Source organism: Candidatus Nitrosocosmicus sp. T (genome assembly GCF_054408485.1).
In genome coordinates, this window is sequence record NZ_CP166992.1 from 2,318,986 (window position 1) to 2,341,540 (window position 22,555).

Here is a 22,555-nt window from a genome sequence, read left to right on the forward strand (position 1 = left end):
AAATTAATTGTGTATATTGTTGAACTATATGAAGATAGATGGAAGAATCTAAATTACATCATTTGAAAGAATAAAATAATTAATTTTAACATCCTAACAGATCAGTATCTACATAATAATAAAATAAATCAAGATGTCTTACCTAAATTAAACTCTTTATATAAAGACCTCACTGCTTTTTCACAATCATCATCCCTTACCACAAATGCCAGATTCAATTCTGAAGATCCCTGTGCTATCATTATCACATTAACATCTTCTTTTGCTATTGAGGAAAAAACTCTGCCTGCAATTCCCTTGATTCCACGCATCCCTGATCCCACTACAGTAACTATTGAAACATCTTCTAATACATTTAGATGTTTTATTACTTTTCCCAATAATTTCAACTCCAAAGATGTTATGGCTTTGCCCAAATCTTCTTTTTTCAAAACCATAGAAATACTTGATTCAGAGGGACCCTGAGATATCATCATTATATTTACCTTATTCTGTGCCAGTGTATCAAAAATGTTTGCAGCCGTTCCAGGTGATCCCACCATACCACCACCACTAACGTCTATTAATGCAGTATTTCTTATTGCAATTATCGATTTAATGATATTATTAGAAATTCTCAAATTTTGGGTTATGGTAGTCCCAGGATGAGATAAATTAAATGCATTTCTTAATTTCAGTGGGATATTTGAATCCATTACGGGCTCCAAAGCTCTTGGGTGAATATATTTTGCTCCGAATAATACCATCTCAGCGGCTTCGCTATAAGATATCTGATCAAGTACTTGTGCGTCTTTTATGATCAAAGGCTCTGCCGTTAATAATCCATCCACATCACTCCATAAATATACCTCGTCTGCATCAATGCAAGAAGCAATTATCGTAGCAGTATAATCAGAACCACTTCGACCCAAGGTTGTAATATAGCCATGTTGATCTGCTGCTATATATCCAGTAATTACCGGAATTTTACCTTCTAGGATCAATGGGATCAGTTTAGCATTTACTCTGAACCTTGTAGTATTCATCAAAGGTCTTGCTTCACCAAAATTAGAATCCGTAACGATACCAATCTCTTTTCCAGTAAGGAAAGGAGAATCCAAGTTGTAATTTTGTAACGAATAACTTACAATCGGAGCTGCCAATCGTTCTCCAAATGATAACATATGATCCAGAGACCTTGGAGTAATTTCAGAAATCAAAACCAATCCCTCCAAAATGGCTTGGAATTCTTTTAAAATATCCAAGATCACATTCTTGGCTTCTGTTTTCAATTTCTGATCGGTTATAGTATTCTCAATTAAATCGACATGAAGTGTAGTCATTTCATCTATGAATGTCTTTATTGCACTTCTATTTCCCTTTATTATCAGTTCAGAAAGCATGATAATTTTATCTGTTACACCAGAGATAGCTGATATTACACAAACAATTTCATTATCTTTTCCTTTCAAGTTTTTAAAAGAATGTACAATATTCACAAGAGTCTTAATTTTTGACGCCGAGTCCAAGACCGACCCTCCGAACTTCATTATTATTCTCATATTAACTAATTACATTGTTAAATAACTAATGGGATTTATAGAGTATTCTGAAGATGATATTCGAATATATTTGCCTCGGCTAGTAACCAATGAACCCTTATAGTGTAGTCATACTCGAGACAGATTTGTTCTATTCTAATCCTGGACTCGTGGTGCTAGATAAAAATGAATACGACCTATATTGGCTATTCTAAATTCAAGACGTATCGGCATCTTCGTAGAATATTCAATCGCAGCTGATACACCAACAGAGCTTACCGATTTTACAATTTTCAAAAGATAGTCAAGACTATAAGTGGCCTTTGATTCTTCTTTTACATTAATCTCTTCCAATCCTTCGCTATTTGGTTCCATCGTAACAACAGCTTCTCCTGTATCACTTTTACCTACAAACTCGATCCTATCCGGATAGGATTCAATTTCAACGTATTCTGATACGACCTCTATATCAGACAGGATCTTATCAAAAGAGGATAAAGAAAGTATAAGTTTAGAATTAAAGGATAATTTTGGTAACGGTGTAGATACAGTTGTACTTTCTATGAGTCGCATCTTGTATTCTCTTTTGTAACTACCCATCGTTTTTATCCTCAAGACATCTTCATCAATAATAGACACCTCCAATTCATCTTTCTTGTCTGTTCGCTTTATCAATTTTGAAAATTCAGAAATCCGGACACCAAATTTTAACTCAGAATCGCATTTATAGCTTTCAAATGCAGTATTGGGCCAAAAAATATCAATTAATGCTACATGAGACGGATCCATCCCACGGAATGAAATTCCCTCTGAGGTTGCTTCAAAAGTGGCTTCATCTACGAGAGTAGATATAGCTGAATTAACAACCTTCCATTCTTCTGGGGACTTTGTTTTAGCTACAAACATCAAATTTAATCAACTAAAACAACTGTCATCTATAAATTCCAATTGCATACCAAAAAATATTCTTAAGAATAATTTCTCCAGGTATGACTGCATTTTGTACATCGATAGAATTGCGTAGTGGCTTCATCAGCAGACCTTGTCTGCAACATCCACCAAAAAGCCATATTATTGAGGCATTTTGGACATTCCATATTAGTCGTAGGCAGTGCCTCAATAGGCTTATCAGAGTCCATTATTTTTAAAGGATCGTCAGAATATTCGTAATTAGAAACAGTTTGGATCACACTGGTAGAGTTAGTCGTACTGCTTGTCTCGCTAGCTACTATGTGTCCACACTTTAGGCATGTTAGGACTTTTTCCTCTTGTCTATTCCTTAAACGTGCATCGCATTTTGGACAAAACTTCATTTGCTAGTAATCACCGCATTCAATTCCCTATGGTGAGCTTCAACATACCTGCAAGATCATTTGTAAATTTGGTAGATGACTCTACGGATTCGGCCAGTGCCTTATATGGTTCGTTCTTATTGGTTAGTATCTTTAACATATATTCTTTGATTAGAGGATGCTTTAATACAACGCCTGCAAATCTATTATCAGCATTCTTTTGTAGTTCATGTTGAATTATATATAAAATAGATATATCTATATCATGTATTTTAAATTCTAATTCTTTGTCCCTAGCATGTGTAACCTCAGCATGCATATACAAAAGACAACTACATATTGAGGATATAAATGATACCTTCTCAGTATCTAAATTGGACGAAAATGAAAGTCGAATTAGTGCTTTAACCTTGAGAGGAGCACAAGAAAGGTCAATGAATGAGAAATTGTTTGTATTGACCTTAAGTTTTTCCATTGATGGATTTATCCGACAAGTATTAACACAAAAGAATTGGGAGAAAGCTTATAACAAGCACGATAATTCACTGAGACTCACTATCAAACTAGATATCAAAAATAATGGAAAAATTATTGAATCAATTAAATTAATAAGAAAAGCTATTTTTTTCTGGACCAGAAACCCAAAAATTGATCATAGGATTTGGATTATGATAGTTAAAGACGATACGCCATTTTATCCATTGGAGGAGGAAGAAGCTAGGCAGCTATTGTTTGATTTTAATAGGGATATAGAAATAAAACCTGATGCGTTAAGTAAAGGTAAGAACGACATTACGATATTGGTTGAGTTGTCATGGGGTAAGCATGAATTCATAGAGAAAAACAGTTTAAAAAAAGAATCTAACATTCAACAAATTAACAATTGACAATAACTAGAATTGTACAAGAAAATAATTTAATTTAATTTAAATATAACCTATAATTGCCATCTATTATGGCTAAATTTGATGGAATCAAAGGACAAGAACTTCTAGATGTTGAAGAGAAAGATAATGAATTGACATTAATTTTCAAGGACAATAGGTATTTGTTTGTAAAAATGGAAAACGGTAAATTGCAAAGTGATTCGGTACCAGAGTAATATGTAAGCTAGCTTGTCATAGGCTTTTCAGCCTGAATTGTAATAAAATTAATTTATTTCAATTAAAATTTTCTCATTATCTAATTGAATTTTATAGGTTTTAAGGTCACCGGATTGTCTCCAGTGTTCATTTTGTTCAATCCAAGCTTCATCTTTTTTCCATGACTTCATGTTTTCTAATTTTCCTGTAAAAATATCATATTCATATCCGTGCATGTAACAAACTACCTTATCTCCGTGGAAGCTTCCTTTAGATAAAGATGCACCCTTGTGCGGGCACCTGTTGTTAAAAACAAATACTCGATTGTTTCTTTTTCCAATTAAAATCTCTTCTTTTTCTATCGTGATTTTCTCAAAGGAATTTTCTTTTAATTCGTTCAATTTCAAACCGGTATCAAAAATCACGAATACAATTAAAAAAATCTTCTTTATAAATTATTCAAGTTTTATACACTGATAAAATAAAAAAAATTAAAGTATTGGTTTTGTCATGGTTATAGATTCTGTCATTTGTTTATACAATATGAGAAAGCGTCGTCCTTTTTCAGTCATCTTATAAATTTGAGCCCCATCATCATAAATGATTAAGTCGTTTTTCATAAGGTTAGATAAGTATTCTTTCATTTGAAGAAATGAAAGGTATACTTTGTACATGATTTTAGCCTGTATCGCACCATTGTCTCCTACTGTTTCAAGGATCATTGCTATAATTTCTAGGCGGCTTCTATTTTTCATTTTATCCAAATTATTAATAAATCTAAAAAATAAAAACGGAGCAATACTAAGACCAATAGGTATCTTTTAGTGATTTTTTAGCTTTGATGGTATTGAAAATATGATATAGATGATACTAATCATTCAAACAAGCAGTTTAATATTAAAAAGATGGCAATTGGAAATTTAACTAGGAGAATGAACGTAAATCTATTCAGAAAAAATCAATAATTTACATATAACATTAATTTAATCTTCATAATAAACAGAATGAATAATTTATTGGACCCGACGTAAAATGTGCATGTGTTATCAAATACAGAATAAATATAGGCATTTGTGTTAAAGATATACGTTACATATTTGTAATTGTTTGGTATAGATATAATTTAACACAATTTTCCAAACCAATCTAGAGTTTGATACTTTAGACCGTTAATATTTACTCAATACCATAGAGCAAAGATAAATAAAATATTTCAGTAACAAAGCATGTATTGTTTAAGCGGCTCGCAGATTTAAGAACAGAAGATAATATAGGAAATAACATTGTATTAAGAGGCTGGATCCATAGACTGCGAAAGCAGAAAGAAAAAACCTTCATAATATTGAGAGACGATAGAGGAGATATTATTCAAGCAGTTTGTCCTTCTAAATTATGCGAAGATTTGACGATCGAATCTTCCATACAGATACAAGGAAAATTAGAAAAAGATCCAAGAGCAGTTGAAGGCGGATACGAGGTAAAAGTGGACAACATAGTGATTTTCAACATAGCCAATGTAGACTATCCCATAGGAGAGTATCAGAGTGATGAAATTTTACTTGATTTCAGGCATTTATCGCTAAGAACAAGAAAAATGATAAATATTGGAAAATTAAGAAATTCGTTATTAAAATACTCCAGAGAATGGTTTGAGAAAGATGATTGGATGGAAGTTACTCCACCCATCCTCGTTCAGAGCTCCGTTGAGGGAGGGTCCACGCTATTTGAGGTAAAATACTTTAATGAAAAAGCGTTCTTATCCCAGAGTTCTCAATTATATCTTGAGTCGATGATTTACTGCTTAGGTCCGGTATGGACCATTAGTCCCTCCTTTAGAGCAGAAAAGTCACGGACCATAAGACACCTGGCGGAATTCACCCATTTAGAAGCAGAAGCACCATGGATAGATATGAAGGATCTTATTGCCACTCAAGAAAAATTAATCTTTAGCATCATAACTCAAATCAGGGAAAATAATAAAAAGGAACTAAATTTTTTGAATGCTGCTGCAATAAAAAAACTAGACGAAATTTCAATTCCATTTGAAAAAATAGCTTATGACAAAGCGATAGATATTTTGAGATCTGTAGAATGCAGAATCCGAGATCAGGATGGTAAAGAAAGGCTCATAGAATGGGGTGACGATTTAAGTCTCGAATCAGAAAGAGAACTAACAAAGGATAGATCTAATCCGATATTCGTAACGAATTACCCTTTGAGCATAAAGCCCTTTTACGTTAAACAGGATCCACTAAATGAAAAGAAAGGATTGGCTGTAGACCTTTTAGCTCCCCAAGGATATGGAGAGATTTCAGGTGGCGGGATAAGGGAGGACAACCTCGAAAAATTAAAAAACAGGATAAGAGAGACAAATCTAAATCCAGATGATTATTCATGGTATTTGGATCTTAGAAAATACGGATCAGTACCACATGGAGGATTTGGCCTAGGCTTGGAAAGGCTATTAAGATGGATTTTAGATTTTGACGACATTAAAGACGTCACATTATTCCCTAGAACAATGACCAGGATAGTACCCTAAAGACAAATATACGATCATAAGTTCTACTTTTTTCTAATCATGGAGTAAATATTGGACTTATGGTTAGACAATTTTTTGAGAATTGTAATCCTTTCGATTCTTGAAATGTCTGCCACCTCAATTGAAGATTGTAGAAATTTGATTGATTCATCATACCTTTTTCTATCAACAAAATATGGGACACCATTCTTTCATCCATGGGCAAATGAATATTTAGCAGGATCTTTCCAAGAAGATTTTGTCCCAAAAATTAGCTTTGCTATCAAAGTTAATGCTCTAACAGTAGATGGATCCACATTTTTAATGAAGAGGAATCTTCGTAATTCGATGGTGGTGCATCATATAATTTATGAATAGTCGTCCAATCGACATGTTGGTATTGAGTAGTGAGCATAATATTCATTAGTATGTTGGCCTAAATCAAATGGAAGTAATTTAGAGATAGATGTAGAATTTTCAAACCATCAATCGATCTTACTATCTTTTCTTTTAGACAACAATTGTTTAACCGATGAAAAAAGATTCAGAATTCTGATTGTCTTTTAGTATATCAACACCTGCTTTTTGACTTTCCGTTGAATCTATAGAGATTATATTCAACACATTATTATCGTAAATAATATCACCGATAATTCCTGAATGCAGTTCGGTCACAAAACTACCCTTTCTAAGGTTTTTGGAAAACCACTGATAACGTCTGGCAGTTTTATTATCTTTATTCATTCCTTGTGTATGATTAACGTATTTCCATCGCAATCAAAAGCAATACTATGATGATATAAAAAATAATTGTCTGGAATAGCAGAATTATCAACTTTAACACTCATTTTAATTGCGTAAAGTAAATTATTAATTGACTTTCAGAGAGATTGAACTCGTTATTGCACGTTGATGTTATTTCATTTGGAGTATTCCTTGCTTAGTTTCATTTTCCTCCTCCAATCACTATTCCATGATATTCTGCAGAAAGGGATTTCTTCAAGAACCCCCATTACAACTGTTGTGAATCCAGGTAAATGCTAATCAAACCCCAAAACGCACGCAAACGCTTGATACCAGAGAGGATCAGATAGCCTCCTCAAAAATTTCAGAGGTTTCATATTCATTATTTAGAACCATAGAAATGCTTCCAGACAATTTAATCATTCTTCTTATAAGATAATTTGGAGGATTACCTGAATGAAGTGGTAAAGTAATGCTACAGTAATTTACCAATATAGCAATTTAAGCTAATCGATATAATTATCTTGGTAAAAATAGATTATTAGTTAATAGGATAAAATAATATTATATTGTGTCATTTGTAATATAAAGATGCATCTTACGCGTGAAGAAGAAAAAGGCTTATCTGGAGAATATGGCGAGGCTACTGCTACTGCTTATAGGATATTAGTCGCTATAGGAGAAGCAACTGATGCAGAAAAGCTTGTACCCATCAAATGGGCACATGTCTCAGGAGTTAACTATAATACGATCGGAGATAGTGGATTGCAGTTTTTAAAAGAAATTAGCAAAGACGGGAAAGTAAAGGTAAATACATCACTTAATCCTATGGGCTTTGATAGAGAAAATCCACCTGAGTTATCGCCTGAATTTATCGAAAAACAGTTTGAAATAGCAAGAACCTATGAAAAGATCGGAGTCATACCAACTTTTTCATGTATTCCGTATGAAATTTTACCTATACCACAAGAAAATTCTCAAGTAAGCTTTGCGGAAAGCAGTGCGGCCGTATTGGCTAATTCACATCTAAATATTATTACAAATAAAGAAAGTGCCTTAAGTGCATTAGCCAGCGCATTAACCGGAAAATCCCCTTATTCGGATTTAAGGATTGAAGAAAATAGAACACCAATGGTCGAAATAGTTAATGAGACAGATTTAGAAAACGAACTGGATTATGGTCTATTAGGATATTTCACGGGAAAGACGATTCAAAAGAGTTGTACCGGAATTTGCAATATTTCCGAAAATACAGATATGTGGAATTTGAAGTCACTTGCCGCAGGAATTGGAACATCTGGTTCCTGCGGAATGTTTAAGTCTAAAAAACCATCTAAATTGATAGAAAAAGTGAATTATGGAAAAAAGGAAATGAAGGAGACTAGAGATGAGTTGAATACATCAGAGGATGGTCAATTAATTACATTTGGGAGCCCCCAACTTGGAATTGAAGAGATGAGTAAAATTCAAACGTTGATGGAGGGAAGGAAATTCACCAAACCCTGTAAGATCTTTTGTCCAAAAACAGTGTTTTGTAAGGCTAAACAATATGGAATTATAGACTCATTATATCAATCAGGAGTAGAATTTATCTCCGATGCATGTACCTGCCTAACGCCTCTTATAAATAAGAAAAATTACGATAGCATAATTACTAATAGTGTCAAGGCATCTTATTATATGAAAACATCAAATAAGGTTTCAGTAGCTTTAAAGAGTCTTAAATCAATAGTCAAAGAATATACGGTATAACTAGTTTGGAATTACCTTTAATATAATAGAGTTGAGTTTTAATCTGGAAATAAAATGTATAAAGATAGTTGGAGGTAGGGCTAGAGGCAAATTATTGTTGTCAAAAAAACCTATTAATTTTCTTGGAATGGTAAATACTCAATCAGGAGAAATAATAAGCAGTAGTAAAGGCATGGAAAAACAAAATTTAAAGGGAAAAATCCTTGTTTTCCCTAATTCAATTGGGAGTAGCGTAGGAGCATACACGATTTATTCTCTAAAGAGTAACAATGTAGCGCCTAATGGTATAATTTGTACCAATATTGTGGACATAACTACAGCTTCAGGTTGTGCGATTTCAAACATACCCTTAGCTTTCATCGACAATCAGAGGTATGATGAACTGGTTAATTGTATTAAAATTTCAGATAAAGACAAGGAACCTGAAATCATACTAGATACCGAAGAAGAGAGGATTTTAATCGATTAGAAAAAATCTATATAATCAATACTTTTCAACTAATGTGTCTCGTCATATGGCTTTCGATGGGCGAACGGACCATTTTTGAATGGAATGATGATAAAAGTCCATATGACGAGACACGAGATAATTACATATTAGTCTAAAAAATTTAAGACTACATAGAATATCTAAAATTATGAAAACGAGTTAGTAAGTTTTAAAGCATATATTTCAAAATGCGTAATGCATCCTTAGTAGAATGACTATTCAGTTTCAGAGTATGTGCGTTATAATAATATAGATGAATTTGCAATCCAAAACATTTTAGTATAAATCTTTACAAGTTATAATATTGGTCAAATTTTGTCCTGAATGTGGTGGTAGCTTGAATTTTGATACAATTACAAAGAACTTTATTTGTAGAGGTTGTGGGCTTTATGCTCCAAGAGAAAAATTCGAGGAATTGCATGAAAAGAATAATACAATAGATCGGAAGAATAAAAGCGACGACTATCTTGATTGGTGGCAATCTTCCAAAAAAGATAAGAAGAACGATCACTAGTTCTTTAGTTTTTTTTGTTCATATCCAGCATTGAAACAGTTTTGCAAACTGAACAAATTTCGTCGGTTGAGATTCCACCACAATTCAGACAAGCATTTTTGCTTTGCTTATCATTACTGGAATTTCTTATTATTTTAGACAGTTTGTTCATAGAGTTAAAACTATTGTATTTTATACCTGGATGGATTTTTTCTAAATCATTAAAAAACACCCGAAAGTCGCTTCTGATGCTTTCGTTCATATAAGGACATTCGTCTGCTTGAAATTCAATGCCCATGTGAAAGGCATAAAATACGATTTCATTTTCATATAACTCTACAAGGGGTTTAATTTTCTTTAATCCATTTTGATATTCTATTGGTTTAGGATACATCCAACCAATTCTCTCAACATCGCCCGAAAACAAATTTATCATAAATGTTTGAAGGTGATCATCCAAATTGTGCGCTGTTGCAATAATGTCTGATTGCATCGAAAGAGCTGCAACATCTAATGCCCTTCTCCTAAATGTCCCACAAATAGAACATGAGCTAGCCTTTTTTGATGGTCTTTTTACAATCGCTTCATCCATACTTGAACCAAACAATTCTTTATAGCTGAAAATTTTGAATGGCACACCTAATTTATTGCAAAAATTTTTTACTATGGTCAGAGATTCATCACGATAGCCCTCAATCCCTTCATCTATTGTGATTGCAATAATATCATTATTGTTATCTTTTGAAACTTTTTTCAAGATGTAGAGAAGAACAAGACTGTCCTTTCCGCCGGACACCCCTACTGCGATCCGTTGACCATAATTAATCATTGAATATTTTGAAATTGTATGCAAAGTTTTCTTTTCAATTGAATGTGTGAAACAAGTTTTACAAAGAACTTCACCAGAGTAATGCCGGTTAAACACTACGGGTCTTTTATTACATTTATTGCATGTAGGCACCAAAGCGCTAAGTACGGTATACCAACAAACAAGTTAAAAGTGTTCAAGTCAAACAATAATTATCTATTTTCAAATTTGTGTAAGTTTAATCGTTTATGTTTACTCTAAAAGGGTAATAATACCTATCTCTAGTGCTTTATAATATTCGCTGAGAAGTTATTAAAGGTCAACTCTGTATTCTAAGTGCCATAGTCAATGGTCATAAATTTGAAGACCAAATGTAATGTCGTTAATTTTCTTTAACAATCAGACACATTCCTATAATTTTGGATGTGAGGCCGTATGCATGATTAATATCAAATATTGCCAACACATATTTAGATATCTGCAACAAAAAAACATTTCAATTTTGGTTTTAATTTGTTGAATAAACACGTACTTAAAAGATATCCTACTAAAAGCTTTAGAAAGGTCTAATAAATTATTTAAAATTACAAAAATCAATAAAAAAAACTAAAACCTAAACAGGGAGATTGTATAAAAAAAGGTTTTATTTATTTCGATAAAAAGATCTAATAAAGGCGTTCCATGCATTAAAGGTATTTGCGATATAGTCAGTATATGCGTCTAATGCTTTGTTATATAGCTTTACATTTTCACGAGTAGTGTCGATGGCATCAAAATTAAACTGATTACCGGCGGTGATTGCTTTTACAAAGTTATCTACATTTTCATTGGTCTTATTGAATAGCTGTTGATATGTTTCATTAGGTTGTGCTTGAGATACGTTTACAAATTCCTTTATCAATCCTTTTTGGTGAGCAATTGTCTTATTGATAACATCTTTTGAAGACTGAATTACTTCAAGTTGAAAATCAGAAACTGATTGTAGGAATCGTGGTTGAATTTTAACATACTCATCGATTGATTTTATCATATTTTCTTTAATAGTATCAAGTGTTTTTTCTGCTGATTGTTCTGTTAGGTTGATATAAGAGTTTACGTTTTTTTCCATGTTGATAGAGGCATTTGTATTAGTTGTACTAACTTCTTTACTCATAGGTATAGATAAACGTTAGTGACTTATAAACTTTACCAGAATTACCCATTTATTTCCAGTAAAAGCCGCTAAATGGTTAAAATAAAAAATTATGCTTTGGTTCCGCAGTTTCCGCAGAACTTTTGTCCATCGCCTATTTGGGTACCACAGTTTGTGCAGAATTTGCCGCTAGTATAAGTACCATCAGCTCCAACAGCCAATGTTTTCTTCTTACCAGTTTGTCCGCCTGCAGCAAAGAATGCAGCAGCAACTCCACCAATAATTACAGTAATTATGATTATCATCAATACTGTGTTATCCAAATTAGTTCCGAACATAGCAGTACCAGAACCATATGCACCTGCTTGTTGAGCATTATTAATCTTCTCTGTAGCCAGTTTAAGTTGTTCTTCCAAAGTTGCAGCACCAGGTTGGCCGCTATATTGAGCATATGCAATATTTAATACTGGTAATAATAGTATAGAACCCATTACCAATGAAAAAGCCGCTACCATTGAGTATGCCTTGTTCATATTAAAAATTACTCAGATAGGAATTATATAACTTTTATGTTAAAGAATAATGATAACATTTAAGATATGTAAATTTTTATATTAAACCAGAGAAAAATGGCGCGAACTCATGCCCACACCCATGGAAAATCACATTCAATCAGACCAACTTCTAAAAATGCCCCCTCTTGGGTCATTGACAGTCAAGAGATTATAGAAAAAATTGTAGAGTTAGGACAGGATGGAATGACCGCTAGTGAGATAGGTTTAAGATTAAGAGATGAATTTGCAGTCCCATTAGTTAAGCCAATTATTGGAAAAACCATTACTCAGATTATGGAGGAAAATGCCATCCAGAGATCAATGCCTGAAGATCTAGAAAGGCTTCTTCGCAAGGCTTTAGGATTACAAAAGCATTTGAACACCCACAATAGTGATAAAAGAAATGTGAGGTCTCTAGAGCTGATAGAATCGAAAATACACAGATTATCCAGATATTATAAGAAAATAGGTAAAATAAATCAATCATGGAAATATGCAGCAGTAATCGCTAAATTAGAGTAGAGAATGCGATATACCGATCGTGATTATATATTAAATGCCGCAAGTCAAAAATTATTAAATCAAATAGAACATCAAAAAGATATCTTTATTCTTTGTAATTCAACCGTAGATGGCCTAGTGAGCAGTGCCATCTTATTAAGTTCAATTCATAATTTAAAAGGAAATGCTACAATTAGAAGCTTTAATTCATCAAAACTTGAAGACTTTAAAACAGAATTGGTGACGGTCGTTAATGAGAAGCACGATTTGTATGTTTTTTTAGATTTTGAGTCAAACTTCTATGATTTTATAACCAGCCTCATGCAAGAAAGCAGTTACCTATTCATTAATTCAGACCCTCATAATTTGGATCAACGCATAGAACAAGAAAAAATCGTAAGCTTTGTGAATCCGCTGATATGGCAAAGGGATAATGGCAAAGAAAATAGGTATACTTCATCTAGCTTGACGTACCTAATAGTTAAAAACTTTGATAGAAAGATAATTCGTAGTTCCTTTTTACCGATTGTTGCTGCATTTTCTAAGAACATTGATTTTAATACTGAACATATAGAACTTAAAGAAATTTTACAGACTGCACTAGATCTCAACTTAATCGAGAAAAAAAGGGGACTGAACTTTGGAGTAGTTGAAACTACTCCTATTATAGATGCGATAGAAAATAATACAGCCCACTTTATAAAAGGGATTACATGGAACAAAGAAAATTCATTTAAGATAGTAGAGAAGTCAGGCGTTCAATTTACTGATAATAAAAGAGTTAGAACGTTAAATGAGCTTGAGGATGAAGACTTTAACAAAATATTCAACGCCATCGAAAAGTACATAGAAGAAAATCACCATCATAAAAACAAAAGCGATGACAGAATTAAAGAGATGAAAGAAAGAAATCGAGATTTATTATTCGGTTATAATTACATCCTAACAAATGAAGAAGCGAACAGTATTCTAAAAAATATCAGTTCGTTCTCTAAAGCTCTAGACTTATGTATAAGAAATCAAACTTTTGGACTTGGATTATCGATTTGCCTTGGAGATAGAAATGACACACTGATGCAAGTAAAAAATCAAATCACAGATTATGATAGCATAATAAAAAGTATAAGCAACAAGATTTTTGATGAAAAATGGAGATTCTACGATGACAAGGAAACCATTTACATTAACGGGGAGGGAATACTGGATGAAAAAAATATCGAACTTTTCACCTCAATTCTCGAAAAATCTGTTTCATTTGCAGATAGATTGATTTGTGTTAGAATCATGTCAGCAGATAGTGATGAAGAATACAAATATACCTTAATACAGCCAAATTTAGCAAAAGTAGACTTTGTTAAAATAAAGAAAAAGATTTATGACCTTGCCGCAATTTCTGATGATTTGAATAATAATAATACCAGTTCAATAAGTATTATAGTAGATACAAACAATAAGATAGAAATTAGAGTCCCCACAATTAATTTAGAAGTCTTTTTATCGAATATTAAAAAAATAGTTTTGGATGCAAAAAGATTCTGATATCTGTATTGATACAAAAATAGTGATAGAATGTGAAGAAGAAAAAGAGGTACAGACTATTTTTAAAACCCTAGATCCAGATAATAAAGAATTCCCAGAGGGTCTAAAAATGGAAGTACAAACAAACAGGACACAGTTTTTGTTCAACGTTGGATTCAGGTATAATAATGGAAGGAAAAATAATATTAACACACTTATAAACACAATTGAGGAGATCATGGAACATATTACAATTATCAAAGATGTGACTAAAATTGATTGATCCAAAGATCATTAAAGAAAATCATGAATCAGTGAAAGAAATGCTAGTTAACAGAAATATGGATTTTCCCCTAGACTTACTTTTTAACGCAGACAAACAAAGACGGGATCTGATAGTTGAATTACAACGCGTAAAGCATCAGAAAAACATACTATCCATGGAGATAGCAACAAGAAAGAAAAGAAATGAAGATGCTTCTACGAAAATCTCTGAAATGGGTAAAATAGGTACGGAAATAAAAAGATTGGAAGAAGAAAGTAAAAGAAATGAAGAATTATTCTCGGAATACATTGGTAGCTTACCAAATTTCTTTCATGAAACCGTACCATTAGGTAAAGATGAAAATGATAATAAAATAGCAAGAGAATACAATGGTAGGCTAAAGTTATTAAAAAAATCTACTACAGAAGAAGAAGAAGGGACTGAAAATCCAGGTGTTAGAATCAAGGCCTATGAATATCCTTCAGGAATTTTTCAAATGAAAAATCATATAGATCTTGCAAATGGACTTGGTCTAATTGATTTAGAACGAGCAGGAAAAATTTCAGGATCTCGTTTTTATATTCTAAAAAATGAAATGGTCAAGCTAAGCATGGCATTATCTAATTTTGCAATTGACTATTTGATAAAAGAAGGATACACAGTAGTACAACCTCCTTTCATGATTAGAAGAGAAGCCATGGAAGGAGCAGTCATATTAAGCGATTTTGAGGAAACCATTTACAAGATAGAAAATGAAGACTTGTATATGATAGGCACCTCAGAACATCCCTTAGCATCAATGCACATGAATGAAATACTAAATGGGAAAAATCTTCCTATCCGTTATGGTGGGATTAGTACCTGTTTTAGAAAGGAGGCGGGTGCACATGGTAAAGATATGAAAGGACTTTTTAGGGTACATCAGTTTGATAAGGTAGAACAATTTATCTTTTGTAAACCCGAGGACTCTTGGAAGGAACACGAGCGACTTTTGCAAATAACTGAAAAATTTTATGAAACTTTAGAGATTCCTTTTAGGACAATAATTTTGTGCTCAGGAGACCTTGGAAAAGTGTCTGCAAAGACTTATGATATAGAAGCATGGTTTCCTGCTCAGAATTCCTATAGAGAGATATGCTCCTGTTCTAATTGCACTGATTATCAAGCAAGGAGTTTAAAGATAAGGTATAGAAACAATCCTAACGATGAAACATCTTTAGTTCATACATTAAATAGTACTCTTGTAGCTATTCAGAGAACCCTGGTCGCCATACTAGAGAATTACCAGACAAGTAAGGGGACAATCATAGTTCCTCAGGCTTTGAGAAAATATATGGGTGATGTGGATGAAATAGGTAAATAATCTAAAATATCTAACGTGTTATTTAAAAATTCATACATACTTTCAAAATATACAATTAATTACTTTCATCTAGTGGAGAAATTTTAATCGCAAGATATATTGTTTTGTGAAATAAAGCAAACAAAATGTATATATCTTAGTTATCAGGCTCATATTATAATGAGCTTGTTAAACGTACTGTCTCAAACAAGTAGTATGTTCCAAAACTTTGGCTTACAAATCGGGCCTCAATATGACCCGTTGTTCTACGATGTAATGATATACATATTTGGAACTATGTTATTTGGAGTATTCTTACTAGGTGCAATTTCATTTTGGTTGAGAAGAAAAGGTCTTGGTGGTCAATCTGCTAAAGAGAAATGGACTCAAGAATTAGAGAAATACTTCCAAAAAGAACAGATAGGATTAATGCCTGACGAAAAACACCACTGGTAATAAAATAAAAAGGATTAATCCTTTTTATTTATATAATAAATTTTTAATTAATATTTGTTTCACTTGTATCAAATTATAGTTAGCCAATGGGGTTTATCGCTTGGTGAGATCGAGACCATCAATAATCTTTTCAAAGACTACGAAGTCTTAGAAAATCCCTTAAATCAAAATGTAGGCTACGCAAGCACTTTAGAAATCGAATTTGTAAAAAACAAAGAGACGGAATTCTTTGATTGTATACCGATCGAAAAATGGACAGATCTGGTAGAAGTTATTAAAAATATTAAGAAAAGAAGAGGGAAAAAAGGGTTGAAATTAAGAATAACGATAACAGATTATTTTGAATCCGGAGAAGCGATTAATACCAACAAGTACGTCAAAAGTAGCGATGGAACAGATAATAAAAGAGAAATTGAGTTATTATTTTTTAAAAGAACCATTTTTTTGCTAGTACATAAGATTGATTCGGAATTTATCAAAGGACTTGAAAGAATCGAGATAGCGATTGAAAACATTACAGAATTATTTAGGAAATTAACCCAATCCTCGGTTTCAAAAGATCATCAAAAAAAGGATAGATATGGGTTTGACAATACCAACTATTACCATAGTCTAAACGGTGACTATGAATGGACTATAGGTAATGGAGAAAATTGGATCCAAATGCAGATTTTTTTATTCGATGATAAAAAGAGGGTTTGGAAAAACCTTTAGAGCGTTGTTAAAATAAATTAGGAAAATAAGATAGAGCGATTGCTCAACCCATAGAATTAAAAAAGACCATCTTTAGGAAGATAAAGTATGGGGAGAAAGGATGACACTGGTAGTAGTGTCAATAAAAATACAAACATTTTACTAGATTTTAAGAACAAAGAAATCAATATTGGAGAAGAGTTAGAGTGTGTAATATCTATTAACTATACTGGAAGATTTGACAGTATAAGCATTAATTCCCAGATTGAGGATTCCTCAGATGTTTTTACATACACAGAGATTAATGGTAAAAAAATTAATCATCCCTATGCAAGGCTTTCGTTAATGAAGAAAGAACTTCTAGACCCGACCAATATAAGATTGAAAGCTATTACAAAACATATTCCCAAAAGTACTGAATCAGTTGTCAAACTTAGAGCAACGCTAATTCAAGAGCATAAAGAAATAGCATCTGATGTTAAATTCATCAAAATAAAAAAATGAAATAAATTTATCCAAAGCTAGGTTCTACTTCTACCTGTCCAGTCATCCAAGGATGAGGTTCACAATGATACAAGTAATCACCCCGTTGTGTAAAAGTAAATTCAAATGTACCATTTGGAGGAATCAATCCTATAGAAGCCAAAGAATCAAATCGTCCATTGATAGGGTCTTCATAGTCATTATCAGTCGTTACTGTATGTGCGGTAACATCATCATTTGTCCAAACCACCTTATTTGATACCCCCAAGGATGCTCTTACTTCCTTAGGACTATAGAAATTTGGATTTGAAGGTAGTGAAGATCCTTCAACTATGGAAATTTCTGTAATTCCAGATGGATTCTGGATTTCCTCTGATACCTCAGGTTTTGCATTTATTGCTGGAGTATAAACGAATTGATAGTATGCTAAACTAATAGTGACTATTACTACAAAGGAAATAATACTAATCCCGCCAATTTGGGACTGTTTTTTTACTTTTTCCAACTAGATTTAATTCCTAATTACGATAATAAATATTTTTTTTTATGAAACTACAAAAATAGAAAAGGGCTTGGATAAATAGAAAAATAAAAGATATGATGGTGGTAAAAATTAGGTACTATTCTTGGCAGGATTAGTAGTTGTTGATTTCCCCATGTTCGAAATAGAAGTAGCAGTGGATGGTTCGGGTGACTTAATCCTTTGGCGTAATTTCTTATCATCTTGATCATTCTTACTAGAGTGCAATGGTGCAGCATTGGTCGGTAAATTTGGATTGGAATGATTAGACGATGTATAGTTAGTAGCAGTAGTAGTAGTATCAACACCTCTTGCGGAATTAGTTGAGGATAGTGAGGACTGTGGTAAGGAGTTTTCTTTTGTTACAGGTATTTCAGGAACAGGGACAGGTTTTTTATCGTCTAATGATTTATCCGATGGGGTATTAAAAATACGATCCGATGAATCAGATAGTTCATCAACCCTGGCAGTTTTAGACGGTAATGACTTTGTGGAACCTGGGCCAAAAGATGGAAATACGAATTTGCGCTTATTGGTGGTTACAACTTCGACATTCGACTTGGATAATCCTCGTCCATATCGATATAGATGGAACATTCCCGAAAATACAAGCATCAATATTCCAATTAAGAATAGCGAGTAGTTCTTCATTCCATTCAATACAGCGTAATAGGCAGCTATGTTCAAGTAAACTTGGAATCCTATTAACACTATAAAGAGGATATACAACCATTTAGCGGGAAGTTGTATTGGATTCTTCTCGGCGGGTTTTTGTTTCTTTGCATTAGCCTCCGCATTTTTCGCCAGCTTTATCATCAAGTAAGTAAAGCCAAAGGACAACGGGACTAGCAAGACCATTACAGTGTATAGGAATATAGGGTCAACTACTAATCGTTCTAACAAAGACTTTGTCCGGTCTGGATCGATATAAAATCCCCAATAGGTAGTAATTATGATCTGTGCTATACTAGTTATACCCAACGCAGTTATGATAGGCCTATCCTTCCAAGAGAATTTTTTGTACTTATCTATGAATGGCATTATTAACAAGGTGAATATAAACAATCCAGGCCAAAGTACACCTGTGGTAAACTTATCGAACGCACTTCTTAGGAAAACATACAACCCTGTAAGATACCATTCTGGAACGGTGATCCCCGGCGGTACATTGGGATCGAATTTGAGCCCCATATCAATTGGAAAAACCCCACCAGTCAACATTATCGCTCCCGTAACGGCCATCACCATAGGAACATCAAATACCAAAAATCTAGGAAAATGTACTACCATTAATCCCAATAGTACAATGGGCAAGAAGAACACATGGAAAGCATAAAATCGGAGTACAAAGTCATGAAACCCAGATCCGAAGAACGCGTTCATCATGTCGGGCCCCAAAATAGGGATAGAATTAGTTAGCGACGCCGCTATAGAAATAGCTAATTCGGCTCTTTCGCTAAAAATAATATCATACCCGGTAAAAGCCTCAAGAATAGTTAATACACCTAATAATATTCCTGTTACCCACAGCATTTCATTTCGGATTTTATATCTACCACTGAAAAACTGGTAATACATATGCAATATTGCAAGCATAACCATCGCGTTAGAGGCATGGTAATGTATATTTCTCATGTGGAATCCGTATGGTATCGTATCGTTAATCTTACTTACACTATCCCATGCTCTATCCAGTATAGGTTCATACCATAGCATTAGGAAAGCTCCTGTGATCCCTAAAATTATAAAGACAACAAAAGTCAACATACCAAGGAATCCAAGTGGGCTAACAAACTTGGTTGGTAATGTAAACTTTAGACCCATGAAAATAGTTCTATCGAAACCACTGTAAATCCACTTGAATAGCCTTACCAGGCTATTATCTTGATTATGTAAGGAAACGCCCATATCCAACTACCCCATTTCCTGAGGGAGTCCAATTAGGAGGCTTGACCCAAATATTGCCGTCATCATCAACCTCTAAATCCAAACTTGGTAAAACATTAGAAGGTGGGGCTTGAAGGGCGGCAGGACCTGCAAAAGCAACCCCGGTCAAAGGATGTACATTGTCCCGTGGCATGGACATTCTCCACGTTTCCTGCCGTCCTCGGGCCAATATTTCCACAAGCACCATAAATGCAAGCAAACCATACTATACATCCTGAAGGCAGAAGCATCATTTTTTTCTCCCCCAAGTTCTGGAGGGAGTCTTATAAATTGCCATGTTCTGAATGCTTCTTCATTTAATACAGGATCTTCTGACATCGGATAAACGACAGCTTCAGCATGATTTATTTTAAATGTATTGACATTTGCTTGACTTCCGTCAGGCAGAACCACCTTTGATCTCTCTTCCGAGGTTTCTTTTGGATTAGGCAAAAATTTTCCCCAATCTACGAAAGGAGTAAAAGTCATAACTGTGCCTGCGGCTGCAAGCAATTTTAAAAAATCTCTACGTGAAATCTTTCCTCCGTCAACTTTTGGAGGTTGTCGTTGAGACATTATATTCAAAAATGTGAAAAGATATCTTATAAATCTTTATTTAATTTTTTCATACCTAACATCTTAATTTGATTCATGATTAACTTTTCAATGATTAGTTTTTTTTAAAAAGAAAACTACTACTTTACAAGAGCAAGGGTTAAAATTGTTAAATCAAATCAATTTGTACAAAAAGGATAAATGTATTCTAGACAATTTTCAATAATAAATTTCATATTTCAAGTCAGATCGAGTCTTATTCTAATAATTCCATTTCTAACAGAAATATTTGAGACATGGAGACTACTATTCACTGGATGTGGAACAAGTATATCATATTTCCTTTTAGTATCAATAACATGCACGTATAATGTATTTGTAGATTCATCAAAATTTGCTTGAATTTTAGAGTCGTTCAAAGTATTCCGATCTTCTATTATTACATCAATAAATTTTTCTCCCATTATGATTTCGGGGTTAATGGATTTTTCTAAATTATCAGTATTTATAGATGTTGATGGATCATTCTTATTCAACAGATTGTTTGAAAAAGAGGTGGAGGATAGAGAAGACCTTCGTCGATAGTTTTGTAAAGGACGTTGCTTTTGTATAAAAAACACATTTGAAAAGAACTTCCATCCAAAAGCTGTTCCCAACCCTATGATGAATCCACCGATATGAGCTAGATATGCAACCCCGCCCGATTGACCGATTAATGCAAATACTAGTTGCATTATAAACCAAAATGGAATATACGCTATTGCAGGAATTCTGACTGTAGTGATAAAAAATGCAAATATGATGGTATGAATCTTGGCACGAGGAAAGAAAATTAAATAAGCGCCCAAAACACCCGATATTGCACCAGATGCACCTATTGCGGGTATATTTCCTTCACCTGTAGTTACAGCGTAAATACTGTGCGCAAAAGCAGCCATGACCCCCCAAAAAAGATACAGCATCAAATACTTGACATGACCGAAACGATCTTCTAAATTATCACCAAAAACATAGAGAAAGAACATGTTACCTAAAAGGTGCGCTATACTTCCATGCATAAACATTGAGCTAAAAAGTGATCCCAGGTTTTGACCTGAAAGGATCAATTCAGGAATGGAACCATAATTGGAATATAATGTAATTACTGCTGCTCTGTTTGAAAAGTTAGCGGTAATAATGATTTCATAAATGAAAATGATAATATTAATGCCAATTAGACCATAGTTTACATAGGGACGTCCATGTAATCGAGGAGTATCATCGTGTATTGGGAACATAATTAAATCAAATTATTATTCAAAAAACTAAAAAAATATTGTTTTTTCATGTACCGAAAGGGTTGAAATTAGGCATATCGCTATTCGTTTGATTATGAGCTTTTCTAATATGTCGTCTTAGTCGATCGTCTTCTTCGAAAATCATATCACAATATTTGCATTTTTTCTTATTATCATCTTTCTCATTTTTTTTATTATTATCCTTTGTATTTTTTTTAGAAAATAATTTCACAATTATTTACAAAATGAAGATATAAATTAAAGTTGCGATTAACAACTTGCCAAAATTCTGCCATACTCGACTAATGATCGGATGAAATTTGATTACTCCATTACTATCATGGTCAAGGTAGATTTTACCCCATTCAGCTTTCGTAGCTTCCATGTTATAGTTTCTTTGACTTTATCCATGCTTTCACCTTCTACTAGAGCTACTATATCATAGACACCATAAACCTGATAAACGTGTTTTACTAAATCTATTTTTTTTAATTCATTAACAATCGATTCCTCACTTCCCAATTCTGCATTCATAAGCACAAAAGCTTCTGGCATATACCAGAGTAGTACCTATAACAAATATAAAAATGTGATTTAGATTCGATTTATTGGCTCATTAACTTGTTATTAT

28 protein-coding genes and 1 pseudogene are annotated in these 22,555 nt (G+C 33.2%); 14 read left to right on the top strand and 15 right to left on the bottom strand.

Annotated features, from left to right (window positions below; all coding sequences use genetic code 11):
• Window positions 1-128: 128 nt before the first annotated feature.
• From AB0A59_RS11760 to AB0A59_RS11775, 4 genes are all read right to left on the bottom strand, one after another.
• Window positions 129-1,541, bottom strand: a complete 1,413-nt coding sequence (locus AB0A59_RS11760) for an aspartate kinase (RefSeq protein WP_458744009.1) — start codon at window positions 1,539-1,541, stop codon at window positions 129-131.
• Between the two features lie 135 nt (window positions 1,542-1,676).
• Window positions 1,677-2,426 (bottom strand): proliferating cell nuclear antigen (pcna), encoded by a 750-nt coding sequence (gene pcn, locus AB0A59_RS11765; protein ID WP_458744010.1) that lies wholly within the window; start codon window positions 2,424-2,426, stop codon window positions 1,677-1,679.
• Between the two features lie 62 nt (window positions 2,427-2,488).
• The gene (locus AB0A59_RS11770) at window positions 2,489-2,833 is read right to left on the bottom strand and encodes a transcription factor S (RefSeq protein ID WP_458744012.1); all 345 of its coding nucleotides are present in this window, start codon (window positions 2,831-2,833) and stop codon (window positions 2,489-2,491) included.
• Window positions 2,834-2,852: 19 nt separating this feature from the next.
• Window positions 2,853-3,131: an RpoL/Rpb11 RNA polymerase subunit family protein gene (locus AB0A59_RS11775; protein WP_458744014.1), complete on the bottom strand. Its 279-nt coding sequence runs from the start codon at window positions 3,129-3,131 to the stop codon at window positions 2,853-2,855.
• Window positions 3,132-3,186: 55 nt separating this feature from the next.
• Here AB0A59_RS11775 and AB0A59_RS11780 point away from each other — a divergent pair, with 55 nt between their 5' ends.
• Both AB0A59_RS11780 and AB0A59_RS11785 read left to right on the top strand, forming a co-directional pair.
• Window positions 3,187-3,699: a hypothetical protein gene (locus AB0A59_RS11780; RefSeq protein ID WP_458744016.1), complete on the top strand. Its 513-nt coding sequence runs from the start codon at window positions 3,187-3,189 to the stop codon at window positions 3,697-3,699.
• A gap of 68 nt (window positions 3,700-3,767) precedes the next feature.
• Window positions 3,768-3,914, top strand: coding sequence for a hypothetical protein (locus AB0A59_RS11785; protein ID WP_458744017.1), 147 nt, complete (start codon window positions 3,768-3,770; stop codon window positions 3,912-3,914).
• A gap of 48 nt (window positions 3,915-3,962) precedes the next feature.
• On the opposite strand, the gene AB0A59_RS11790 is transcribed toward AB0A59_RS11785, so the two are convergent.
• Window positions 3,963-4,319 (bottom strand): Rieske (2Fe-2S) protein, encoded by a 357-nt coding sequence (locus AB0A59_RS11790; RefSeq protein WP_458744019.1) that lies wholly within the window; start codon window positions 4,317-4,319, stop codon window positions 3,963-3,965.
• Window positions 4,320-4,385: 66 nt separating this feature from the next.
• Window positions 4,386-4,649 (bottom strand): winged helix-turn-helix domain-containing protein, encoded by a 264-nt coding sequence (locus tag AB0A59_RS11795; RefSeq protein WP_196816742.1) that lies wholly within the window; start codon window positions 4,647-4,649, stop codon window positions 4,386-4,388.
• Window positions 4,650-5,125: 476 nt separating this feature from the next.
• Here AB0A59_RS11795 and asnS point away from each other — a divergent pair, with 476 nt between their 5' ends.
• On the top strand, window positions 5,126-6,436 hold the full coding sequence (asnS, locus tag AB0A59_RS11800; protein WP_458744021.1) for an asparagine--tRNA ligase: 1,311 nt from the start codon (window positions 5,126-5,128) through the stop codon (window positions 6,434-6,436).
• Between the two features lie 51 nt (window positions 6,437-6,487).
• The gene (locus AB0A59_RS11805) at window positions 6,488-6,793 is read left to right on the top strand and encodes a hypothetical protein (RefSeq protein WP_458744023.1); all 306 of its coding nucleotides are present in this window, start codon (window positions 6,488-6,490) and stop codon (window positions 6,791-6,793) included.
• A gap of 147 nt (window positions 6,794-6,940) precedes the next feature.
• Here the strand turns inward: AB0A59_RS11805 and AB0A59_RS11810 are convergent, their stop codons facing one another.
• Window positions 6,941-7,159: a DUF763 domain-containing protein gene (locus AB0A59_RS11810; protein ID WP_458744024.1), complete on the bottom strand. Its 219-nt coding sequence runs from the start codon at window positions 7,157-7,159 to the stop codon at window positions 6,941-6,943.
• Between the two features lie 591 nt (window positions 7,160-7,750).
• Between AB0A59_RS11810 and AB0A59_RS11815 the strand changes: the two genes are divergently transcribed.
• The 3 genes from AB0A59_RS11815 (at window position 7,751) to AB0A59_RS11825 (ending at window position 9,915) form a co-directional block, all read left to right on the top strand.
• Window positions 7,751-8,911, top strand: coding sequence for an aconitase X (locus AB0A59_RS11815; protein ID WP_458744026.1), 1,161 nt, complete (start codon window positions 7,751-7,753; stop codon window positions 8,909-8,911).
• Window positions 8,912-9,008: 97 nt separating this feature from the next.
• Window positions 9,009-9,380 (top strand): aconitase X swivel domain-containing protein, encoded by a 372-nt coding sequence (locus AB0A59_RS11820; RefSeq protein WP_458744028.1) that lies wholly within the window; start codon window positions 9,009-9,011, stop codon window positions 9,378-9,380.
• Between the two features lie 325 nt (window positions 9,381-9,705).
• Window positions 9,706-9,915: a hypothetical protein gene (locus tag AB0A59_RS11825; protein WP_458744030.1), complete on the top strand. Its 210-nt coding sequence runs from the start codon at window positions 9,706-9,708 to the stop codon at window positions 9,913-9,915.
• Window positions 9,916-9,919: 4 nt separating this feature from the next.
• On the opposite strand, the gene AB0A59_RS11830 is transcribed toward AB0A59_RS11825, so the two are convergent.
• The 3 genes from AB0A59_RS11830 to AB0A59_RS11840 all read right to left on the bottom strand — a co-directional run bounded on the left by AB0A59_RS11830 (window position 9,920) and on the right by AB0A59_RS11840 (window position 12,367).
• Window positions 9,920-10,747: a TIGR00269 family protein gene (locus AB0A59_RS11830; RefSeq protein WP_458744032.1), complete on the bottom strand. Its 828-nt coding sequence runs from the start codon at window positions 10,745-10,747 to the stop codon at window positions 9,920-9,922.
• Window positions 10,748-11,345: 598 nt separating this feature from the next.
• Window positions 11,346-11,855 (bottom strand): hypothetical protein, encoded by a 510-nt coding sequence (locus AB0A59_RS11835; protein WP_458744034.1) that lies wholly within the window; start codon window positions 11,853-11,855, stop codon window positions 11,346-11,348.
• 89 nt (window positions 11,856-11,944) lie between these two features.
• Window positions 11,945-12,367, bottom strand: coding sequence for a zinc ribbon domain-containing protein (locus AB0A59_RS11840; RefSeq protein WP_458744036.1), 423 nt, complete (start codon window positions 12,365-12,367; stop codon window positions 11,945-11,947).
• Window positions 12,368-12,463: 96 nt separating this feature from the next.
• Between AB0A59_RS11840 and AB0A59_RS11845 the strand changes: the two genes are divergently transcribed.
• The 7 genes from AB0A59_RS11845 to AB0A59_RS11875 all read left to right on the top strand — a co-directional run bounded on the left by AB0A59_RS11845 (window position 12,464) and on the right by AB0A59_RS11875 (window position 17,667).
• Window positions 12,464-12,910 (top strand): 30S ribosomal protein S15, encoded by a 447-nt coding sequence (locus tag AB0A59_RS11845; RefSeq protein ID WP_458744038.1) that lies wholly within the window; start codon window positions 12,464-12,466, stop codon window positions 12,908-12,910.
• Between the two features lie 3 nt (window positions 12,911-12,913).
• Complete coding sequence (locus AB0A59_RS11850) at window positions 12,914-14,428, top strand: hypothetical protein (protein ID WP_458744040.1); 1,515 nt, start codon at window positions 12,914-12,916, stop codon at window positions 14,426-14,428.
• The gene (locus AB0A59_RS11855) at window positions 14,412-14,690 is read left to right on the top strand and encodes a KEOPS complex subunit Pcc1 (RefSeq protein ID WP_458744042.1); all 279 of its coding nucleotides are present in this window, start codon (window positions 14,412-14,414) and stop codon (window positions 14,688-14,690) included. The genes AB0A59_RS11850 and AB0A59_RS11855 overlap by 17 nt, the downstream gene beginning before the upstream one ends.
• Window positions 14,683-16,035: a serine--tRNA ligase gene (serS, locus tag AB0A59_RS11860; RefSeq protein WP_458744044.1), complete on the top strand. Its 1,353-nt coding sequence runs from the start codon at window positions 14,683-14,685 to the stop codon at window positions 16,033-16,035. The genes AB0A59_RS11855 and serS overlap by 8 nt, the downstream gene beginning before the upstream one ends.
• A 159-nt stretch (window positions 16,036-16,194) precedes the next feature.
• Window positions 16,195-16,470: a hypothetical protein gene (locus AB0A59_RS11865; RefSeq protein WP_222424776.1), complete on the top strand. Its 276-nt coding sequence runs from the start codon at window positions 16,195-16,197 to the stop codon at window positions 16,468-16,470.
• A 63-nt stretch (window positions 16,471-16,533) separates the two neighbouring features.
• A complete protein-coding gene (locus AB0A59_RS11870) occupies window positions 16,534-17,184 on the top strand; it encodes a hypothetical protein (RefSeq protein WP_458744046.1) in 651 nt (216 codons plus the stop codon).
• A gap of 87 nt (window positions 17,185-17,271) precedes the next feature.
• Window positions 17,272-17,667: a hypothetical protein gene (locus tag AB0A59_RS11875; protein ID WP_458744048.1), complete on the top strand. Its 396-nt coding sequence runs from the start codon at window positions 17,272-17,274 to the stop codon at window positions 17,665-17,667.
• 7 nt (window positions 17,668-17,674) lie between these two features.
• Here AB0A59_RS11875 and AB0A59_RS11880 read toward each other — a convergent pair whose 3' ends face one another.
• From AB0A59_RS11880 to AB0A59_RS11900, 5 genes and pseudogenes are all read right to left on the bottom strand, one after another.
• Entirely contained in the window at window positions 17,675-18,151 is a 477-nt protein-coding gene (locus AB0A59_RS11880; protein ID WP_458744050.1) for a cupredoxin domain-containing protein, read from the bottom strand.
• 108 nt (window positions 18,152-18,259) lie between these two features.
• A complete protein-coding gene (locus AB0A59_RS11885; RefSeq protein WP_458744052.1) occupies window positions 18,260-20,074 on the bottom strand; it encodes a cytochrome b in 1,815 nt (604 codons plus the stop codon).
• Window positions 20,055-20,668 (bottom strand): annotated as a pseudogene (locus AB0A59_RS11890) (twin-arginine translocation signal domain-containing protein). Before AB0A59_RS11890 ends, AB0A59_RS11885 begins: the two are co-directional and overlap by 20 nt.
• Before the next feature lie 218 nt (window positions 20,669-20,886).
• The gene (locus AB0A59_RS11895) at window positions 20,887-21,924 is read right to left on the bottom strand and encodes a rhomboid family intramembrane serine protease (RefSeq protein ID WP_458744054.1); all 1,038 of its coding nucleotides are present in this window, start codon (window positions 21,922-21,924) and stop codon (window positions 20,887-20,889) included.
• A gap of 324 nt (window positions 21,925-22,248) precedes the next feature.
• On the bottom strand, window positions 22,249-22,479 hold the full coding sequence (locus AB0A59_RS11900; protein ID WP_144728919.1) for an Lrp/AsnC family transcriptional regulator: 231 nt from the start codon (window positions 22,477-22,479) through the stop codon (window positions 22,249-22,251).
• Window positions 22,480-22,555: the final 76 nt, after the last annotated feature.

Bases quoted from the DNA above. Each gene is read 5' to 3' on its own strand.
- AB0A59_RS11760 (WP_458744009.1), bottom strand. From the start codon at position 1,541: ATGAGAATAATAATGAAGTTCGGAGGGTCGGTCTTGGACTCGGCGTCA.
- pcn (WP_458744010.1), bottom strand. From the start codon at position 2,426: ATGTTTGTAGCTAAAACAAAGTCCCCAGAAGAATGGAAGGTTGTTAAT.
- AB0A59_RS11770 (WP_458744012.1), bottom strand. From the start codon at position 2,833: ATGAAGTTTTGTCCAAAATGCGATGCACGTTTAAGGAATAGACAAGAG.
- AB0A59_RS11775 (WP_458744014.1), bottom strand. From the start codon at position 3,131: ATGCATGCTGAGGTTACACATGCTAGGGACAAAGAATTAGAATTTAAA.
- AB0A59_RS11785 (WP_458744017.1), top strand. From the start codon at position 3,768: ATGGCTAAATTTGATGGAATCAAAGGACAAGAACTTCTAGATGTTGAA.
- AB0A59_RS11795 (WP_196816742.1), bottom strand. From the start codon at position 4,649: ATGAAAAATAGAAGCCGCCTAGAAATTATAGCAATGATCCTTGAAACA.
- AB0A59_RS11810 (WP_458744024.1), bottom strand. From the start codon at position 7,159: ATGAATAAAGATAATAAAACTGCCAGACGTTATCAGTGGTTTTCCAAA.
- AB0A59_RS11815 (WP_458744026.1), top strand. From the start codon at position 7,751: ATGCATCTTACGCGTGAAGAAGAAAAAGGCTTATCTGGAGAATATGGC.
- AB0A59_RS11835 (WP_458744034.1), bottom strand. From the start codon at position 11,855: ATGAGTAAAGAAGTTAGTACAACTAATACAAATGCCTCTATCAACATG.
- AB0A59_RS11840 (WP_458744036.1), bottom strand. From the start codon at position 12,367: ATGAACAAGGCATACTCAATGGTAGCGGCTTTTTCATTGGTAATGGGT.
- AB0A59_RS11845 (WP_458744038.1), top strand. From the start codon at position 12,464: ATGGCGCGAACTCATGCCCACACCCATGGAAAATCACATTCAATCAGA.
- AB0A59_RS11850 (WP_458744040.1), top strand. From the start codon at position 12,914: ATGCGATATACCGATCGTGATTATATATTAAATGCCGCAAGTCAAAAA.
- AB0A59_RS11855 (WP_458744042.1), top strand. From the start codon at position 14,412: ATGCAAAAAGATTCTGATATCTGTATTGATACAAAAATAGTGATAGAA.
- AB0A59_RS11865 (WP_222424776.1), top strand. From the start codon at position 16,195: ATGAGCTTGTTAAACGTACTGTCTCAAACAAGTAGTATGTTCCAAAAC.
- AB0A59_RS11875 (WP_458744048.1), top strand. From the start codon at position 17,272: ATGGGGAGAAAGGATGACACTGGTAGTAGTGTCAATAAAAATACAAAC.
- AB0A59_RS11885 (WP_458744052.1), bottom strand. From the start codon at position 20,074: ATGGGCGTTTCCTTACATAATCAAGATAATAGCCTGGTAAGGCTATTC.
- AB0A59_RS11895 (WP_458744054.1), bottom strand. From the start codon at position 21,924: ATGTTCCCAATACACGATGATACTCCTCGATTACATGGACGTCCCTAT.
- AB0A59_RS11900 (WP_144728919.1), bottom strand. From the start codon at position 22,479: ATGCCAGAAGCTTTTGTGCTTATGAATGCAGAATTGGGAAGTGAGGAA.